This window comes from Microcoleus sp. B9-D4 (genome assembly GCF_036705105.1).
Taxonomy (GTDB): Bacteria; Cyanobacteriota; Cyanobacteriia; order Cyanobacteriales; family Microcoleaceae; genus Microcoleus.
Map to the genome: position 1 here is coordinate 17,531 of NZ_JAUBTS010000037.1, position 19,073 is coordinate 36,603.

At 45.9% G+C, this 19,073-nt stretch carries 16 protein-coding genes; 9 read left to right on the forward strand and 7 right to left on the reverse strand.

Annotated elements, in window-relative coordinates; translation table 11 throughout:
- Positions 1 to 21: 21 nt before the first annotated feature.
- Positions 22 to 1,641: a Ycf66 family protein gene (locus QUB24_RS20770; RefSeq protein WP_333155110.1), complete on the reverse strand. Its 1,620-nt coding sequence runs from the start codon at positions 1,639 to 1,641 to the stop codon at positions 22 to 24.
- Positions 1,642 to 2,012: 371 nt separating this feature from the next.
- On the opposite strand from QUB24_RS20770, the gene QUB24_RS20775 reads away from it, so the two are divergent.
- Positions 2,013 to 2,195 carry a hypothetical protein gene (locus QUB24_RS20775; RefSeq protein ID WP_333155111.1) on the forward strand — a complete coding sequence of 61 codons (183 nt, stop codon included), beginning with the start codon at positions 2,013 to 2,015 and terminating at the stop codon, positions 2,193 to 2,195.
- Positions 2,196 to 2,725: 530 nt separating this feature from the next.
- Positions 2,726 to 3,163 carry a DUF6918 family protein gene (locus tag QUB24_RS20780; protein ID WP_333155112.1) on the forward strand — a complete coding sequence of 146 codons (438 nt, stop codon included), beginning with the start codon at positions 2,726 to 2,728 and terminating at the stop codon, positions 3,161 to 3,163.
- Positions 3,164 to 3,283: 120 nt separating this feature from the next.
- Here QUB24_RS20780 and QUB24_RS20785 read toward each other — a convergent pair whose 3' ends face one another.
- From QUB24_RS20785 to QUB24_RS20800, 4 genes are all read right to left on the reverse strand, one after another.
- Positions 3,284 to 4,783 carry a HoxN/HupN/NixA family nickel/cobalt transporter gene (locus QUB24_RS20785; protein WP_333155114.1) on the reverse strand — a complete coding sequence of 500 codons (1,500 nt, stop codon included), beginning with the start codon at positions 4,781 to 4,783 and terminating at the stop codon, positions 3,284 to 3,286.
- A gap of 354 nt (positions 4,784 to 5,137) precedes the next feature.
- Positions 5,138 to 6,598 (reverse strand): IS200/IS605 family accessory protein TnpB-related protein, encoded by a 1,461-nt coding sequence (locus QUB24_RS20790; protein ID WP_333155115.1) that lies wholly within the window; start codon positions 6,596 to 6,598, stop codon positions 5,138 to 5,140.
- Positions 6,599 to 6,800: 202 nt separating this feature from the next.
- Positions 6,801 to 8,210: a hypothetical protein gene (locus QUB24_RS20795; RefSeq protein ID WP_333155116.1), complete on the reverse strand. Its 1,410-nt coding sequence runs from the start codon at positions 8,208 to 8,210 to the stop codon at positions 6,801 to 6,803.
- A gap of 174 nt (positions 8,211 to 8,384) precedes the next feature.
- A complete protein-coding gene (locus QUB24_RS20800; RefSeq protein WP_333155117.1) occupies positions 8,385 to 9,599 on the reverse strand; it encodes a DUF4331 domain-containing protein in 1,215 nt (404 codons plus the stop codon).
- Between the two features lie 772 nt (positions 9,600 to 10,371).
- On the opposite strand from QUB24_RS20800, the gene QUB24_RS20805 reads away from it, so the two are divergent.
- From QUB24_RS20805 to QUB24_RS20820, 4 genes are all read left to right on the forward strand, one after another.
- A complete protein-coding gene (locus tag QUB24_RS20805) occupies positions 10,372 to 10,938 on the forward strand; it encodes a sigma-70 family RNA polymerase sigma factor (protein ID WP_333155118.1) in 567 nt (188 codons plus the stop codon).
- 144 nt (positions 10,939 to 11,082) lie between these two features.
- Positions 11,083 to 11,703 carry a cupin domain-containing protein gene (locus QUB24_RS20810; protein WP_333155119.1) on the forward strand — a complete coding sequence of 207 codons (621 nt, stop codon included), beginning with the start codon at positions 11,083 to 11,085 and terminating at the stop codon, positions 11,701 to 11,703.
- A gap of 191 nt (positions 11,704 to 11,894) precedes the next feature.
- Complete coding sequence (locus QUB24_RS20815) at positions 11,895 to 12,368, forward strand: DUF732 domain-containing protein (RefSeq protein WP_333155120.1); 474 nt, start codon at positions 11,895 to 11,897, stop codon at positions 12,366 to 12,368.
- Between the two features lie 366 nt (positions 12,369 to 12,734).
- Positions 12,735 to 13,553, forward strand: coding sequence for a hypothetical protein (locus tag QUB24_RS20820; RefSeq protein WP_333057883.1), 819 nt, complete (start codon positions 12,735 to 12,737; stop codon positions 13,551 to 13,553).
- 92 nt (positions 13,554 to 13,645) lie between these two features.
- Here the strand turns inward: QUB24_RS20820 and QUB24_RS20825 are convergent, their stop codons facing one another.
- Positions 13,646 to 14,233: an acireductone dioxygenase gene (locus QUB24_RS20825; protein WP_333155121.1), complete on the reverse strand. Its 588-nt coding sequence runs from the start codon at positions 14,231 to 14,233 to the stop codon at positions 13,646 to 13,648.
- A gap of 221 nt (positions 14,234 to 14,454) precedes the next feature.
- Positions 14,455 to 15,663, reverse strand: a complete 1,209-nt coding sequence (locus tag QUB24_RS20830; RefSeq protein WP_333155122.1) for a NupC/NupG family nucleoside CNT transporter — start codon at positions 15,661 to 15,663, stop codon at positions 14,455 to 14,457.
- Positions 15,664 to 15,908: 245 nt separating this feature from the next.
- Here QUB24_RS20830 and der point away from each other — a divergent pair, with 245 nt between their 5' ends.
- The 3 genes from der (at position 15,909) to QUB24_RS20845 (ending at position 19,048) form a co-directional block, all read left to right on the forward strand.
- Positions 15,909 to 17,270, forward strand: coding sequence for a ribosome biogenesis GTPase Der (gene der, locus QUB24_RS20835; RefSeq protein ID WP_333103879.1), 1,362 nt, complete (start codon positions 15,909 to 15,911; stop codon positions 17,268 to 17,270).
- Between the two features lie 119 nt (positions 17,271 to 17,389).
- Positions 17,390 to 17,806 carry a four helix bundle protein gene (locus QUB24_RS20840; RefSeq protein WP_333057887.1) on the forward strand — a complete coding sequence of 139 codons (417 nt, stop codon included), beginning with the start codon at positions 17,390 to 17,392 and terminating at the stop codon, positions 17,804 to 17,806.
- 246 nt (positions 17,807 to 18,052) lie between these two features.
- Complete coding sequence (locus QUB24_RS20845) at positions 18,053 to 19,048, forward strand: energy-coupling factor transporter transmembrane protein EcfT (RefSeq protein WP_333155123.1); 996 nt, start codon at positions 18,053 to 18,055, stop codon at positions 19,046 to 19,048.
- The last annotated feature ends 25 nt before the right edge of the window (positions 19,049 to 19,073 follow it).

Sequence of the window (19,073 nt, forward strand, 5' to 3'; positions counted from 1 at the left end):
TTCTACCTTTTGCTTTTTGGCTCAAGATGATTGCTTATCTTCGCCGGATACATTCTCAGACTTGGATTCAGTGGCCGGTTTAGCAGTTTCGACTAGATTCGGATCGGGGTGATTCGGGGGACTCAATTCAGTTGGTTCTGCCTCAGAAGAGAGTTCTTCACCTGTAGATTCGATCGAGATCACTGATACTGAAACCGTTTCCACCTGCACGCTCAACCCAGGTTCTCCCGGTACTTCTATCTCTACAGGCGCTGCCATTTCCACCACAGTCATTTCCAGAGATACAGCAGGGGCTTCTGCTTCCGGTACGCCTGCTGCTTCCGGTTCACCAACTGCAGCCAGCGGTGTCTGGGTTTCCAGAGATACAGCAGGGGCTGCTGCTTCCGGTTCACCAACTGCAGCCAGCGGTGTCTGAATTTCAGCGGACGATCGATCTTCGATCATCCCGTCCCCTATTTTGTCAGAACTCGCGGTTTCTGTGGCCATCAACGCGGCCATTGCTTCAACATTGGTGGGAAACGGCACTCCAAGGCTTGTTTCCACAGCAGTGTTGCTGCTTTCGGCAGCCACTTCCGCAGCCGCCTGGGCTAATTCGGATTCGAGAATTTGGTCGATACCCGGTGCAGGAGTTGCCGTTATTTTAGATTCAGGTGCGATCGATTCTGGAGTCGCTGAAGGTTTTGGCGTCTGGGGAGTTGCATCAGACTTGTTTTTAGCCGCACCCCGTCCCAACATACCGCCGAGACTATTTTTGATATTGTCAAACAGACTACCGAAACCGCCGGCTTTTTTAGCTGGTTTAGGAGGAGTAGGAGGATTTGGGGCCGCCGTTGGGGCAGCCGCTGCCGCTGCCGCCTGCGACTCTTTAACGGCTGTCCTCCATTCTGTTTCCTCGTCAAAATCATCGACTTCTGCCTGCTGTTGAGGCTCTGGCTGAGCCTCTGCTGGCTCCACACTTGGTGCAACGGCTATTTCTGAAATTTCTAGAGGTAGAGGTAGAGGAGTGAAGTTGCTGGCTAATTCTGCTGGAGGTTGTGAAGTCTCAGCAGCAGGAGTTTCGACTGAAAACACTGGTATTTCTGCAATTGCAGGTGCTTTCGAGTCGGGAATTTTCAAGTCAGGGGCGATCGCACTTTCTGCCGTTGCCTCGTCGATCGCACTTTCAGCAATACTTTCAGCTATGGGGGGAATCGCTGGCTGTTCCTCTAGCTTTACCTCGCCCTTATCCAGAGTGGGTGCTGGAACCACATCAGTTTTCGGTTTGGGCGATCGAACAAACTTAGGTTTTTTCGCTGCAGCGGGTTCTTTTTTCTTGGCAAACAAGCCAGCAAACGGCACGCCTGCTGCAGCCAAATTCGCCGACTGAGGAATCGGCGTTTGCTCAGCAACGGGCGTCACCTGCCGGCGCAAAGTCAGAGTTTCCCAGGCAAACCAGCCCAACATCGCCACGCCCGCCATTTGACCAAGCAGGAGAGCACCAGTAATTCGTCCCGCACAAGCCCATAAAATTAACGCATAAAAAAGCCCTACCCCGCTCCAGGTAAAATCACTTTTGCGGTGCACTTCTGGAAAAAAGAAGGCCGCCATGTAAATACTGAAGCTGCCTAGACCGACCGCTAACGCCAGAAAGTATGCAAGCATATTGTCGGTACCTCCGCTGTGTCAAATAACTTCTACGCGCTAATTCTACCTTTGAGAGAGACTCAACGGCTTCTTTCTCTAGGACAATTCTTGATTTGTAGGGAAGTTTGGCAAGGAAGTAGTGTAAGGAATTTAACACGTTCAACGGATGTTGACGCCTCAAGTGCGAGTCAAGATTTCCCACTCTCCCCAACATCCCTAATGCCCATTACCCCCTAGGCCCACACCCCCTATTCCCATCACCCCCTCCTCAGTGGTGATATATGTCACTTAACTATGCCCATGCGATCGCACCAAGCGACTGAGGATGTTTATATGTTGTAGGTGTAAGAGGAATTATGCCCTAGGGCATATGTAGTGGAGAGAGTGCCATGTTAGAAAAATTATTATTAGCGGCCGGCTTAACCTTATCGCTTCAAATATTTCCCGGACTAAGCACTTCCGCGAAATTACCGAAAAATTTGGTATTGCGATCGAGCGATCGCCCGGCTCAAACCGTGAAACTTCCCCTCGTTTCAGTACCTGCAGGCATCAAGCCGAATGTCCAATCCTAATGATACGTGCCAGCTCATACGTGCAAGTGCGATCGGACTTAGACAGAGCCTTTCTAATATTTTTTTCGATCAGTCCTCTTTTCTATGTGGCTGTTCACAACTCATCAGTTTGTAGTCAGGGCTTTAGTCCTCATTAATCTCACCTAATAAGGACTAAAGCCCTGACTACAAACCGTAGGCTAATAATGAGTAGCAGATAGAACATTAATTCCCATAAAATACTAAACAAATCTCAACATCAGCTTGTCAAGTAAAGACTTTCAAACCTTAAAAAACTTGGGAAACCTTGAGTAATGGCTCAAAATAGATATATGATGTCAGATTGAGATCGAAGCTAATAATACCAATTTATTGTAAAGTTGCACATATCTCGATCCCCCTAAATCCCCCTGGTTGTTGGGGAGTAGGGGTTGACTTTGATAAGAATCTTGTTCCCCCCTCCCGCGGGGGGCGCCAGGGTGATCGGATTCTATGCAGCCGCATAAAAAATTGGTATAAGCACATTGACTATTAAATTAAGGAAAGCGAAAATGGGACTTAGCGATATTCTCTTGAATGAAAACAACAGAGAAACTTTTGTAGATGACTGTGTAAAGTTGATAGACCAACAAGTTGCAGCAGCGCCGGGATTGGGTGGTTTGGCTCTTAAAGCTGCCTACTCTACTGTCAAAGGGATACGGGCTGACTATTGCGCCCAAGTCGTCGATCAACTTCTGCCAGAAATCTCGATCGCACTCGATCCGATGTGGGCTGAAGGGGTAAACAATGGCAACCCAGTAGAATATCTAGCCCAAAGAAAAGGTGAAGTAGCAGACGAATTGCTCCAAATCAGCGACAAAAGGGTCGAGAAAAGCACAAGAGCGATGGTTAAAGGCGCCTATGCCAAACTCCGCCCCTCAGCTAAGAATTACGTGGAAAACGGAGTACCGGGTTTAGCCGAAATTATTAATAAACATAGTGCGGCCTGATAAGTGAGCAACGGCTAAAAAACAGAATACCCAGATACCCGGCTTCTTCAAGAAATCGGGTATCAAAAATCAGACTTATTCGTAAGTTTGTAGTTAGGAGGGAGAGTCCTAATTTTATGCTTATCCATTGCCAATTACCCATTGATTTGTAGCCAATATTTTCAACATCGCCTGTCCGGTAATTCCCAACCCCAAAAACATTACAAACATCGCACTAATCGCAGGCAGAAATTTGACTGCTGTTATCTGTTTTGGCAATTTATCAAAATTCCGTTTGGCATAAACTAAGATTAATCCGATCGCACTTAGCACCAAAGCCAATCCCAAACTAAAGGCTACCACTAACGTCATTCCCAAACCAACATTGCCCAAAGCCGACGCACTCAACAGCATCACCAAAGCGGAAGGACAAGGCAACAAACCGCCGGAAATTCCCAACGCTAATAAGCTTTTCCAAGTAATAGCAGAACCGTCAGTACCGGGAGGCAAATGCGAGTGAATCCTGCCGTCTCCGTGATGGTGGTAGTGGTGAGATATATCTGGTTTTACAGGTTTAAATTCTCGCTCCCAACTTCCCCTACTCAAAAGATTCACTGGTTCTTCACATTCCGCAGTAAAGACTTTATTCCTGAGAAACCAGTTTTTATTAAAAATTTTACTTTTGATTTTTTTGAGAACTTCCTTTTTTACTACCAACCTAGTCTTAATTTTTGATAAGAGTAAGTTAAGGCCGATGAAGGCTACTAATAAACCAGAGATTAAACTCAGCCAAGGATCTAATTTTTCTGGGTCAATTAAGTTAGAAGCAAACAAAGTAATTCCGCCCACAGCAAACACGCCGGCAGTGTGAGTAATTGTAGTCGTCGCTGCTAGAAATAAAGCGTGTATCGGAGTAGCCCGCGAACCCACTAAATAAGCGCCGACTATGGTTTTGCCGTGTCCGGGCGACATCGCGTGCACACATCCCCAAGCAAATGCTCCCGCTACTGCTAGCAGCAAACTCCAACCTGAATCCCAGATAGATTCCTTTCCTGCTAACAAAAAGTCCCGGTTTTGCGGCGTAAACACAAAGCTTTTTACAGCACCCGCTTGCACAATCGTAGCTTGACAGCTAGCTGTCGGAACTCCGGGCAAAAACAGATTGTAATTAATCCGAAAATTAGGTTTGGAGATGGAAATTGCATCAGGTAAAGCGGGAGTTTTATCTTGAGAAGGTGCGGGCCAGGTGTAGTTTAAAATTAAGGTGCTGTGGGTATTGGGCTGCTGTATTAAGCTGGAGGTTTCAGTTGCTATTTCTAGCGGGTTTACTGCTACTGAGCCTTGAATGTTGCTACTGTTGGTGAGGCGGATTTGTGGGCTAAAAAACTTTTCTAGCTGTGTTTGGTGGCTGCGAACTTCAGCAGGTTGTAGCTGGCTGTCTCGATTGTCGTCGGCGAAGTTTGTTAAGCCGGTTGGGAAAGTTAATGTTATTTCGGCTTGCAAATCGTTGACTACTATTTCTGCTACGGATAAGTCTGACCAGTGCGAGTAAACAGGTCGAGTTGAGGTTGTTAGTAACAAGGAAAGTGTCAGGAAGAATAGGATAAATAATTGTGAAATTCGGTTCAGTTTGTACTGCATAAATCCCTGTTTTTTTAGTGATTTTCGGATGAATTATTTGTGTTTGTTGTGATTTTTCCAGCGCGCTTACCCGCAAGCCCGCCGGGGATTGAAATCCCCGTCTCATAGCGAAAGTCGGTTGAAACCGACTAAAAGATTTTTTACTTTTTAGTGAAATCTTTTAGTCCTCTTGAGAGGACTTAAGCTTTTAGCCAGGGGTTTCAACCCCTGGCGGATTGACGGAATAGCGAACTTTGCCGAATGGCTGCTATTAGCTAATCTCAAAATTCATAACTTCCCAAACCGCTTATAAAAACCTAGGCAAACCTGGGTAAGCTCTGCGGTATAAGCTTTAAACGTTCTTTCTTAGCGCGCTTACGCTTCCTCAATGTCGAGGTTGACCAAGAAACTCCAGTTAGAAACGCTATAATAATCACAACGACGTGATATTACAGCGGAACGTTTGATTTTTCTATTCAGTTGGCTCCACTCGCGACCTACGTGCTTTTCCGGGTTCATCTCGGAATAGGCGGTTAAGGAGCGAGGTATTTTTTCACTTAATCTCATAGCCCTGCGAGCAATTACCAGTGCAGCCGATTCGTCGCTGGCTAATCCATACATTTTTAAGTATTTTACCAAGCCGATAATACTTGAATAGGCCGGGTTGACTGCAATTAACTCAATTCCGCGATTCGACAAAATAGAATTGAGTTGTTTGTAGAACTCGCTATACGCCCAACCTGATAACATTCGGGCATACTTTCTACCTTCCTCCCCTAGAGATTGCTTTTTTGCCGAGAAATCAAGTTCTTCGCAGACTACAGAACATTCAAACTCGGTGGCTTTTTTTGCCAGTTGCAGGCAAGCATAAACAATCTGAGCCTGCTGTTTGCCATTCGGTAAGCCCATCTGCAATGGAATCTGCCCTTTGGCTTTGAGATTCCCTTCAGTATCAACATACGCCCACCCAATAGAACCAGGATTCATATCGATACCAATGCAACCGTACATCCTATTTCTAGAAACTTGATTCACAGGCTTGGGAGTAAATTGCAAGGCAATAACCCACTTTCCGTTTTTACGGTAGAAATGCCAGGTCTTAGCCCCGCATTCTGGTAGTCTATTTATGTTGCGATTGAAATCACCAACCTCGGAAGATACAGCTTTCCCGAATCGTGACTCTAAGCATTTGGGGACTCTAAAAGTTATTGTGTTCCCATTCCACTGGGAGACTTGATTACCGAAAGACTCGTCCTTGGAACCGACAACGAAAATATCACTGTGAGGGACGAAGACTTTGATTGGCTTGACTCTTAAGTGTTCGAGCCTATTCGTTAACCGGGTCAGTCTACGCTTTTTATGGTGTATTTGAAAGCGTAAACTCTGCCAATTGGTAGATTTGTATGGGAGCGAGCAAGCTATGGGTAAATTACAACCTGTCTTTGAATTATGCCATTTTTTGTTGGCATAAAATTTACGAGCTAATGCCAACTTACGCTCGGCTTTCTTGAGCCACGCACTAATGGATTTAATCTTTCCTTCAAGAGTCTTTACGTGTAAAATTCTGTGTTCTTTAGCGCCGTCTACACGACCTTTGGCAGCACTAATTACGCCATTTGCATGGCGCTTATTGATGCCGTAGGTGTGCTGTAAGTGTGTGTTCCAGTCGGACTTCTTGAATTCTGTATTTAAAAGTAAGTGGTTGACTGTTTCAATACTGGCCGCCCTGAAAATTGGGGCGTAAGCTTCCAAGAACATCTCGAAATCTGTAAATCCAAGTTCGTTGAGTTCATCTGCTGGCGTGGGCAAGCCTTTACAATAAGTTAAGGTAGCCATTGATTCGACCTCTCAATGTGGTTGCATCCTAGTATATTAATCGCTTCGCGCAGGATTTGCAAGTGTTTCAATGAGTTTTTTATTTCCGAAACGTCGCTGGCGAGGTCTTTTTCAAAAGTTACACATTCTCTTTCGATCGACATCACCAACGCTAATTAGTCTGTTAGTCAATTTACCGAGAATTTAGTAACTAAAACCTAGGTTAATCTAGGTAAAATGTCAACTGCTGTGAACCCAATGCTTGGCGAGATCGATCGTCAAAAGTCGGATCAATTTCCTTGGACTTTTGAAAATAAGCGCGAGATTCAGCATCCTTACCTAAAGTCCGGGCGATCGCACCAGCCCGGTAAAACATCCCCGCATCCCGAATCCCCGATCGCATTATTTCGGCCATCACTCGATCAGCCTTTTGCCATTCCCCAGTGGCGGAAAGCGCCCAAGCCAAAGTATCCAGCGTCACCGCATCCCGCCGAATTTTCACCTCCTCCTGCATTAACGCCAGCGCTTCGGTGACATCCTGCGATCGACCTTTTTCCAGCAGCAAACTTGCCAAATCGCGCCGGTGGCCAAAACCGCCAGAAACCTGTTCCTGTCGCAGCCCCGCTTCTGCTTTGTCGCGAAGTCGCCGGGATTCGATCGCATCTCCCTGCAAATCCTTCACCCTCGCCATACCGCGATCGACAATGCGATCGAACACAGTCTCAACCCCGCCAGAATACGCAGAAACCTTGCTGTAATAACCTTCCGCCTCCCGATAATTGCCCTGGCGCGTCTCCAAATCCGCCAAATAAATCAGCGCCAGCGGGTATCGCGGCACCAACCGCAGCGCCTCCAAAAACAGCGCTTTCGCCTGCACAAACTGCCCACGACGCGCGTAAAATCGACCCAAGAGCGATCGGGCCCGCGCCGAACCCGCAACCTCTCCCGGTTCCTCAGCCGCCATTGCTTGCCGGTAATCCTGCAAAACCTCAGCATCTCGGCCCTGAGACTCTCTCACTAAAGCTCTCAAAGTGAGAGAACCCAAGTTAGGAATCCGATTAACTAAGGCTTCTGCTGCTGCATTTGCCTCGCTCACTTTTCCCATCGCTAAGTGAGATGTAACTGAAAGGGCGATCGCATCTTCATTGTCAGAACCCGCCTGTTTAGCAAAGCGCAAAGCAGTAGCAAAATCGTGTCTGGCCTCGGCAATTCGAGCTAAAACTAACAACGCACCTTGGTTGTCAAAAGGCAAATCGGCGATCGACCTTTGAGCCGCTTGTTCTGCCAATAAAAACCAACCTCCCTCCCCAGTAGCGCGAGCCATTTTCAAATAAGATCCCGCCAGTGACGCCCGGTTCAAACCGCTGCGGGAATCAACAGCCAACCGCTGCTGGTAAAAAGCAATCTCTTGCTGAATAGCTTCCTTTTGATTGGGATTATTTCTCAAACTTTCCGAAAAATGATAGCGGTAATTAGTATCGAGATTTTCGGGGCTTTTGTTAGAAAATTTATCGGAAATAAAACGCAAATTAGGAGGTGAATTCACTAATACCATTCCAAATAAAGGAACTGCTATCAGCAGCCACCACGAGAAAACATCCGATTTTATTCCTTGTCCTATTTTTGTTTTCATAAATTCGCGTTAATCAGCCTTCATCTGCGGTTTAAAAAAGCCTTTTCTATTGTGGTAAGGTGCGTCGCCATCTATAATCTGCAAGTTTCATTAAAAATCTCATAGCGACGCACCCTACATTCATAGAGCTGACTACCATCAACTGTCAACTGTCAACTGTCAACTGTCAACTGACTAATTAGGCAAAGCCAAATAAGGAAAAGTCGGTTCTAAAGGTTTGTGTCCTTGAGCCGGATTTCCCGGAGTTCCGTTATAAGAAACGTTATCGCCAACCGGAGAACCCACCAAAGCTCCCAGAGTGATATCAATAACGTCGTCCATCAGCATACGACCTCCGATCAAGCTTCCTTGAGCATTTGTAGCGCTAGCGTAGCCGCTGGTTTTTGTGGTATCGATCCGCATGACATCGGGTAAGAAAGCTCCGGCGATCGCATTTGGATCGACATTATCCCGACCGTCCAAAAGATCGACAGCATTCAGAGTAGCAACAGCTTCCTGCCGCACCGGAGCAGCAGCAGCGCTCAAATCCGATCTCGGAGGAATATTATTGAATGCTTCCAGATAAGCGGGAGTAACTATCAAACCCTCATTAATTGCAGGTCTTGCCAAACGCTCGAATTGTTTAAAACCGCCAGCTCCATCCCGGATCGAAACTGTTGACCAAACATCAAAAGTATTTGCCCCTGTTCCTGCTTGCAAAAACGCTTTCGGAACGCGCACAGCAATTGTATTGACATTGTAACCTTTAGTAAAGTCGATCGCTTGACTCGGTTCTTTAAAAGCAGTGCGCGGCCCCGTTCCCAAAGCTGCGGCGCGAACTCTAAAAAATTGTTCCACATCAAAGAAAAACGGGTCTTCGCGTAAACCCGCAAATACAGTCAAGTTAGAACCGCCCACAGGTACTGTATTCAAAACAGCATTAGAATTCAGCGGAGTTGTGGCAATTAGCCCGCCGTTAACTGTAGTCTTAGCAACAGTCTCCGAGCCACCGCGAACAACAGTTACAGCTACCGCTTGCATACCTCTATTGTTAGGCGGACTGAAGGCCAACCGCAAGATAATATCCGAACGTCCAGTAGGTGTAGAATTCACGTCACCTACCTGCGTGATGTGAAATTGGTAGAGGGCTGTAGTGCTGAAATAATATTGATAACGGGCGACAGACCTGGGATTTGAATTCATGGTAAATACTAAATCCCCGTCCGCAGCACCGGAGTTTTGGTCTTTTTCGCGATATACATATAGGTCAGTTAAATTGACCGCGCGACCTTTGATATCTACTTCGCCGTCGTCGTGGTCAGAAGCGACAATTATCCCTGGAGTTAATAGAGCAATTAGAGCTACTTCAATAGCTAGTATGGTTCGGCGAATTTTTTTTGTGAGCTTCACAGTTAGCACCTTTATTTCAATGATAATTTTGCACAAATCAATGGTAAATAACCCGCATTCGCGGGTTGGACTTTTGTAGCAACAGGTTGCAATCTGTCAACCTGTCGGGCTTTGGCGCTGTTGCTGAGCCGTCTCCTATTGGTGGTATACGAAGGTTTGGCAATTTTGGATCTGTGCTGCCAGACTAATTTATGTAAAAAAGTGGCTAATTGAGGATTTACTCGTTCCCGGACTATCCTTGGGAATGCCTGCTCCCAGACACGGCTTCCCTCGATAGAGCGGAGCCAGAGCCTCGCTTAGAGGGGTTTCCCGGCTCTTATTGGGAGCGAGCCGACAGAGATTGGGAACGAGTGAATGGCGCTGTTTTGACAATCAAGCATCCAGGATACCCGCCACGTGATTCATCCGTCCAGAAATAAAAAACCTGTATCCGATGAAACTTGCCGAACGTATTTATCCGTCTGGTCAATGCTTCAATTCTTTAATCGAAAATCGAAAATCGAAAATCGAAAATCGATTGACTCTTCACGCTCAGGGATTTTTTTGTTCTGCATAAAGCGGATTGCTAAGTCTCAACCAAATAATTAATTAGGTGGTAAAATCCAAGATGACTTGGGATTTTTACAATTCAAAGCACGACAAAATTAGCCTAAAAAGGCATACTCCAGTTTGTACCCCAACTTCAAACTTACAATTATGTTCTGTAGTGATATACGCCGAATTTTTAATTTTGGATCTGTGCAGTCAAAACAAAAATTTTGGGTACACTGAAATGACAGGCCAGAAGTCAGGCGATGAATCGCTGCTTTTAGTGCAGATTGCCCGGAAAGACCAAACGGCATTAGCTAAACTTTACGATCGCTACGGTCGCCCAAGTTATGCTCTCGCTTACAAAATCCTGGGTTCGGTAGAAGAAGCTGAAGAAGTGGTACTCGATGTTTTTTCCCAAATTTGGCAAAAAGCAGCAACTTACGATCCTTCTCGCAGTCGAGCAGATACCTGGTTGTTCATGCTTACCCGCAGCCGTTCCCTCGATCGGCTCCGAGCGATGCAGCGAACAGTCCGGGCTGCTGAAGCTTGTCTGGAAGAGGCTAAAATACCCATCTCTAGCGTTGCAGAACCGATGGAAGATGCAATTTTTAAAGAACGCAGCGAACAAGTCAAAGCAGCCTTAGAAAAACTGCCAAAGGAACAGCAAGAGGCGATCGAACTCGCTTACTACCAAGGGCTGACTTGCGCGGCGATCGCAGCTAAAACTGGTATCCCGACAGGTACAATCAAAACCAGAATTCGGTTGGGTATTTCCAAATTGCGTCAAGCTTTGAGCGAAGAATTTTAGAGAGTCAAAAAACAAAATTTAAGTTGTTTAACATCAATCTAAAATTGTGGCATCTCTCATCATCCATCTTGAGTGCGAGGGCAGCAGACCAATTTCAAGTTTAAAATTAACCTAGGCTGAATTACAATTAATGGCGGAAAACAGATGGAAATGATGCCAGACGAGGAGTTTAATATCCTTGCAGCCCTTCAAGCTCTCGATATCCTCGACGAGTCAGAACGCGGCGCATTTGCAGAGAAATTGAAAGAGTCCCCAGAACTTACAAGTGAATTAGCTGCTTTTGAATCCACAATTGCCGCGATCGCCTACACAGCCCCCCCAGTTCCTGTCGCCCCCGACCTCAAAAACCGCCTGTTCCAGCGTATAGCCGAACTGCCGTCAATCCCGGCAGAATCAGCCAATATAAAGCCAATTGTTACTTCCCCAACCGAGAACAATACTCCATCTTTAATAGTGCGATCGCACGATCTCAAATGGAAATCTTATGGAGTTCCGGGAGTTTCGTTCGGCAAGCTTTATATTGACAAAAAAAAGCGCGAAATTACCTGCTTGATGCGCCTAGAACCGGGAGTAACATTTCCCATGCACCGACACGCTGCCTCGGAGGAAGTGCTTGTATTAGAAGGAGACTTAATTGTAGAAGGGGAAATTTGCCATCAAGGCGACTACATTCGATCGGTTCCCGGTTCCACACATTCGCCCCTCACAGAAGGGGGATGTTTGCTGTTAATGAAAACTTCCCTAGACAACGAAATGTTCGTGTGATATTATTTTTGTTGAATTGCCGACAGCTTGGAGGGCGGGTTTATGTAGATTTTTAGTTAGAAGTATAGATGGTTGGTGAAACCCGCCCCTACAATTATTTCGGTTAATTTACCGGACACGCTCTAACTCAAAAACACCCGCATTGCTCAGCATTCGGCGGTTAGAAATGCCAAATATATCACATAATTTCCATGCTAAATTACTCGCGTTTAACTGCTGTTCTGTCCGCCGTTATTATACAATTTGTACCCAGCAACCAAAGCGCGATCGCCCAAGAACGCGAAGGATGTTTTCTTGTTAATTCAGTGGGAGAAGTAATTAACTTAAATTTGTTGTGTTCGCCTCAAGAATCCGACATTAAGCTGACAGGAAATGATGGAAAATTTCTCGAAGACTACAAACGCTTAGCAAAAAGCTACTCTCCCGAAGCAACGGACAATTTACTGCAAGCAATCCGAAGGGCCCCTGGTCAAAAAATTGCGGCCGCTAAAAGAATGTGTGCGGAAGCAAAATCGGGAGTTTCTCTGCCGGAAGTTAAATTAAGAGCGATCGGGCAAGCTGTCAGTATCGAAAATCCAACTGCCAAAGAAAGTTTTCTCGCCGATGCCGATATTATTACCACCCTTGCCGCCAATCATTATTGCCCGGAATTAGCCAGTAAGTAATATCATGAAATCTGTCAGTCCTCCCGCTCACCGGCAGTCCGCCAGGGAATGAATTCCCTGTCTCATAGCTAAAGTCCTCTCAAAGAGGACTGAAGAACTCATTAGTCCTCGTAGCGAGGACTTTCGCTTTGAGGTAGGGGTTTCAACCGCTGCGGGACTGAGGGTTTAACGTTAAGTTGACACGCCTTGGGTAAAGCAGCATCTCAGTTTGGATTTTACAGGAGTGCAAGGGGGAACGATCGCACTTCTAAAAAACCCTTTTTACAAAACTGAGATTCTCCCACGGTAATACGGCGTCTTCACTTGCAGCTACAATATGAATTGTCCTCTTGTCGCGCAACGATCGATGAAATTACCGGACATGAGATGAAACATTTAAAATCAAGTTCCGCCGACTTGCGGGATTTATTCAAAGACAGCATTACAGTTAAATACCTCGCGGAACCGCTGAAAGCTGTCCCCGCTTGCGAAGACGCGGCCAAATTGCGATCGTGGATGGAGGCCCGCGATTTTGACGTGCTCGGTATCGAAGAAAATGGCACGGTTTGCGGCTATGTAGAACGATCGCACTTAATCGCAGGTAAGTGCAGCGACTACCAGCAAATTTTTCACCCCTCCCAATTAATTGCCGCCTCGACTCCTTTGATGGAATTGCTGCCGCTGCTGCGAGAAAAACCCAGATTATTTGTATTGGAAAGCAACAGGATCGACGGGATCGTTACCTGTGGCGATTTGCAAAAAGCACCGGTGCGGATGCTGCTGTTTGGATTGGTGACGCTTCTGGAAATGAATTTATTGCGGATAGTGCGGATTTACTTTCCCCAAGATTCTTGGCAGAAATTCCTTAAGGGCGATCGTATTTTAGCCGCAAAACACCTTTGGGAATTGGGGCGATCGCGAAATGAAGCAATTGACTTGATCGATTACCTGCAATTCTGCGACAAGCGAGATTTAATCCTGACTTCTGCTGAAATAGTCGATCGGCTGGGGCTCAAATCCAAACGCTACGGGGAGCGTTTTTTAAAGTCAGCAGAGGCATTGAGAAACAAATTAGCTCACGCTCAAGATTTAATTAACGGTTCTTCTTGGCCGGAAGTTATTTTTTTAGCTCAGGAAATAGAAGCGCTTTTGCAGCGTTGCGAAGAAATTGAAATGGCCGCACCTAATGAAGTAGAAAGCATTTAATCCTCGTCTTTTATAGAGAGACTTTGTTTGTAGTTTCGCCATTTCAATCGCCTATTTTGATAGAGGAAGGTGCGCCGAAGCGCACCCTAGATTTAGTTTGTAATTTTTAGTTTCCTGTTGGTATACTTAGGAACCCAGCCTTGAGCACTGGTGTAATACTGCAAGGCTTTCAAGTACAGCGACGGAGTGAGATAAAACCAATGTTCGGTATTAGCCGGCACTTTAATGTATTCTTCAGCTTCCAGCATTAATTGTACCTGAGAGCCGTTAGAATACACAAACCCAAAAACGCATTCCCCAGCTAAAATGTGAAGAACTTCTGCATCGGTGTGGGTGTGAGTGCGATCGCTTTGAGTCATCAGCGCGTAAATCTGCTGCGAACCTGGATGCAGCACTTTTAAGTCGCACCACCGATATCCGCTGGCGCGCTTAAACTGTTCAAACTCGCTATTATATGCTGCGAGAATCTGCTGTTTTTCTGTTACATTGAGAATGTCTTGAACTAGCAGTTCTTGAAACGCCGGATTTTCGTTGGTGGGCAGGGAATCGATCTCAATATTTAAAACTGCCAGTTGACTGGCGATCGCCCGGATATCCGTATATGTTCTACCGTCTTCTAGTTGCAGAACAGCCATATTACCACCTAATGTGTTGAGCTTTGAGGGAAATTTAGTTTCCATTTTTAAGCTGCTGTTTTAAGCTTTCGTCAAAAACTAAACTCCTGCTTATTTTCAATAATAGCCGATCGCTAAAATTCCATCTCCTGCCTCACCAATCATCAAAGCAATACCACCCATCAAAGAATTTTGTGGATTTTTTAACTTTTATTTAATAAGATTTACTGGAGTTAATGTAAGGTGCACCATAAGCACCGCACAGCTTAACTAAAAACTCACAACTTTCAAATCAGCATCCCCGCGATACAAGCAGTCATAAAACAAGCCAAAGACCCAGCAATCATCGCCCTCACGCCCAACCTAGCCAAATCGCCTTGCCGCTGCGGGGCCATCGCACCAATTCCCCCAATCTGAATCCCGATCGAACCAATGTTAGAAAACCCGCACAAAGCATAAGTCGAGATAATTTGCGATCGTTCAGAAATCGCCTGTTGTTTCACCAATTTCATCAAATCTAAATAAGCAATAAACTCATTCAAAATCGTTTTTTTTCCCAAAACAATCCCCACCTCTGCACAATCAGCCCAAGGCACCCCCATCAGCCAAGCAACCGGAGCCATCAAATAAGCAAAAATTAATTCGAGCGACAACTGAGGCAAACTAATTAGCCCTCCAAACCACCCCAAAAGCGCATTAAAAAAAGCCAACAAACCCAAAAAAGCAATCAGCATAGCGGCCACATTCGCCGCCAACTTCAACCCGTCGCTAGCACCCGAAGCCGCCGCATCCACCGCATTAGCATAAACCTGGTCCACCTTCACCTCCACCTCCCCAGCAGTCAGCGACTTTTCAGTTTCTGGGTACAGCAATTTAGAAATAGCCAAAGCTGCTGGTGCAGACATCACCGACGCCGCAATTAAATGTTGAGCCGGTACTCCAAAAGAAATATAAGCTGCCATGACTCCGCCGGCAATTGTGGCAAATCCTCCCGTCATGACAGCATGGAGTTCCGAGAGCGTCATCGCCGCCAAATAAGGTTTAATTAACAAAGGAGCTTCCGTTTGCCCGATAAAGATATTCGCAGCACAAGAAAGCGTTTCTGCGCCCGAAGTTTTCATGGTTTTAATCATCAACCATGCCACTGCTTGCACAACTCGCTGTAAAATGCCGTAGTGATAAAGTATGGTGATAAACGAAGAGAAGAAAATGATAGTCGGCAGCACTTTAAAAGCGATAAAATGTTCAGCAAAATTATCTCCAAAGATAAACTTTGCCCCCGCATCAGAAAAATTCAGAAACTGCGTCACCAAATCTCCCAAAAATTTAAAGACAGCCAAACCAGGAGCAGTTTTGAGAATTAAAATAGCAAAAATTAGCTGTAAAGCAATTCCCCACAATACGGGCGGCCACTTGACAGCGCGCCGATCGACTGAAAAGGCGTAGGACAAACCGACAAAAACAGCTAACCCGAATACAGAAATAAGTCGTTCCATTTAGCAATTTTTAGAGAAGGTGCAGCAAGCATTTATCGTTACCAGGCTCTGGTAATCCAGATTAACAGTCCGATCGTACTTGATCTCGTTTCCAGAGGTCGCCATGAGTTCGCGGCGCGGGCAGCACAGCCCCGGAGGGCGTATAATACACGATGCAGCCCGATCGCATACAATCTGGGCCAGCTTCGCTTACAATAAAAGGCTAAACCTCAAAATCACGGCGCAGCCTAATTGCTGCTACTTTTATGTCTCTACCTATAGTTGCTATTATTGGACGCCCCAATGTAGGCAAATCGACGCTCGTCAACCGTTTAGCCAACACCCAAGACGCGATCGTCCACGACGAACCAGGAATCACGCGCGATCGCACTTACAGACCAGCATACTGGGGCGATCGGGAATATCAAGTCGTAGACACCGGCGGGCTAGTATTCGACGACGAGACAGAATTTCTGCCTTTAATTCGCGAACAAGCAATGGCAGCCCTCGCAGAAGCCAGCGCAGCCATTTTCGTAGTTGACGGAAAAACCGGGCTCACCGGCGGCGACGAATCGATCGCATCTTGGCTGAGACTGCAAAAAGTCCCAGTCATTCTCGCCGTCAACAAATGCGAATCCGAAAATACAGGGCTTACCCAAGCAGCAGACTTTTGGCAATTGGGGCTCGGAGAACCTTTCCCAGTTTCCGGCATTCACGGCAACGGCACCGGCGAATTGCTAGACAAATTAATTACTTATCTTCCCACGGAAGTATTACCCGAAGTTGAGGAAATTAAAGTAGCAATTATCGGTCGTCCCAACGTCGGCAAATCGAGTTTGTTAAACGCATTTCTCGGAGAAAACCGCGCCATAGTCAGCCCGATTTCCGGCACAACCCGCGACGCGATCGACACCTTAGTAGAACGGAACGGTAAAACCTACCGCCTGATCGACACAGCCGGAATTCGCAAAAAGAAAAACGTCGAATACGGCGCAGAATTTTTCGGCATCAACCGCGCTTTCAAAGCCATCCGCCGCGCCAACGTCATACTATTAGTAATTGACGCAATAGACGGCGTTACCGATCAAGACCAAAAATTAGCCGATCGCATCAGCCAAGAAGGTCGAGCCTGCATCATAGTCGTCAACAAATGGGATGCCGTAGAAAAAGACTCCGACACAATATACGAGTACGAAAGAGAAGTAAGAACCCGACTTTATTTCCTCGACTGGGCAGAAATGATTTTTGTTAGCGCCATGAGTGGACAGCGAGTTGAAAAAATCATTGAATTAGTAGACAAAGCCTCCGACGAACACAAACGCCGCGTCACTACCGCCGTGATTAACGAAGTCATAGAAGAAGCCACAACCTGGCACTCAGCCCCAGTTACCCGCCAAGGAAAACAAGGCAAAATCTATTACGGTACTCAAGTGCGATCGCAGCCACCGACAATCGCCCTATTTGTTAACGATCCCAAACGCTTCACAGAAAATTACCGCCGCTACATGGAAAGCCAATTCCGCAAACACCTCGGCTTTACCGGTACACCAATGCGACTACTTTGGAGAGGCAAAAAAGTTCGTGCCACCGAAATGAGCACAACCAATAGAGCACTGCGCGTCAAGTAATTTTAGATTTGAGATTTTGGATTTTAGATTGAAGAGAAAACGCAGTTTAATGGTATAATTAAGTTGCGATTTTTTTCTTTTGTCTTCCTTCGCCTCTTGGCAATTCAATTACTTGGTATTTGAAACAATTCCAAATCAAACAATCTAAAATCTCAAATCGCAAGGTGGACGAACAAGAGTTTAAAAGAAGAACAAAGCAGCTAGCATTGAGAGTTATTAAGCTAGTAGATGCGCTGCCCAAAGGCTCCGCTTCTCAGGTAATTGGCAAGCAGTTAATACGTTCAGCAACTTCTGTAGGAGCCAATTATCGAGCGGCTTGTCGTGCTAAGTCAACAGCAGACTTAATTTCTAAACTCAGGATAGTGGAAGAAGAAGCGGATGAAAGTCTTTACTGGATGGAGTTAATAGTTGAAGCTGAATTGGTAGATGCCACTAAATTGAAAAGTATCATGTCAGAAACAAATGAGATTTTAGCGATGACAGTTGCGTCGATCAAAACTTTAATTGCTAAAAACCCAACAGCAAATCGCAAATAAAAAAATGTCAAAATTCAACAAAAATTTCCTATCAAAAATCAAACAATAAAATAATCCCCACTCAAAAAATCAATTGCTCAATCAAATAATCCCATTCAAAAATCAATCAATCAATCCCTCAATCCCTCAATCCCTCAATCAATCCCTCAATCAATCCCTCAATCCCTCAATCAATCAATCCCTCAATCCCTCAATCAATCAATCCCTCAATCTAAAATCTAAAATCTAAAATCTAAAATCGACAAGATGGACTTACTTCGATCGCTCCCCATAGGACTTTACCTAGAACAACCCGTAACCTGGCTGCACAGGCTAGACTCCCGCGTCAAACTAGCGTGGTTGATGACATTTCTGATTGCACCAATACTCGCCAATCCCATCTGGCGGTTGATGCTAGTAGGAATGTTAATCGTACTGACACTAACAGCAGCAATTCCTTGGCGCGTGTGGAAACAGCAAATGGGACTGCTGCTGCTATTCTGCCTATTAGTATTTTGCCTCAGCGCGATCGCCCCCGACGGACTCCCCGCAGAACACCAGCCCCGCATCCCCGCCGACGAATTAACCTTTTCCCAACAGCCGGCAACCCTTCCACCTCCTCAAAAGCCCCAACCCTGGTACAAATCTTTTAACTTAGGCTCAAACTCCCCAATCCCCAATCCCAAAGCCCAAAGCCCAAATCAACTCCCCCAACCCACAAACTACCGTTACGTTGTATTCAAACAAGGCCCGATTAAAATCACTCGCAAATCCCTAGATTTAGCTATCAACGTCAGCACCCTATTTTTCACAGTAATTTACAGCACCAACCTCTACCTTCTCACCACAGCCAGCGAAGAAATTACCGCCGCCCTTGAAAACTTAATGCAGCCCTTGCGCCGTTTGAACTGGCCTATTACCGAAATAGCCTTAACATTAACTTTATCTTTGCGATTCATTCCCCTAGTATTGGAAGAAATACAAAATTTAGTGCGATCGGTCAGAACCAGAGCGATAAACTGGAAAAAACTAGGATTTCGCAGCGCCGCTCAAGTGTGGTTGATGATAGCCGAGCGGCTGTTAGAAAACTTGCTCCTGCGAGCTGAACAAATTGCCAGCGCCATGAAAGTTCGCGGCTTCACCAGTCCCGATCGACACCGTGTAGAATGGCACCAATTGCAATTGAAAATCAGAGACTGGATCGCCCTCGGCTGCTTGCTCCTCCTCTGGAGCGCCCGCTTTGTTTGGGGTTGGGACAGTTGAGATTTTAGATTTTAGATTTTAGATT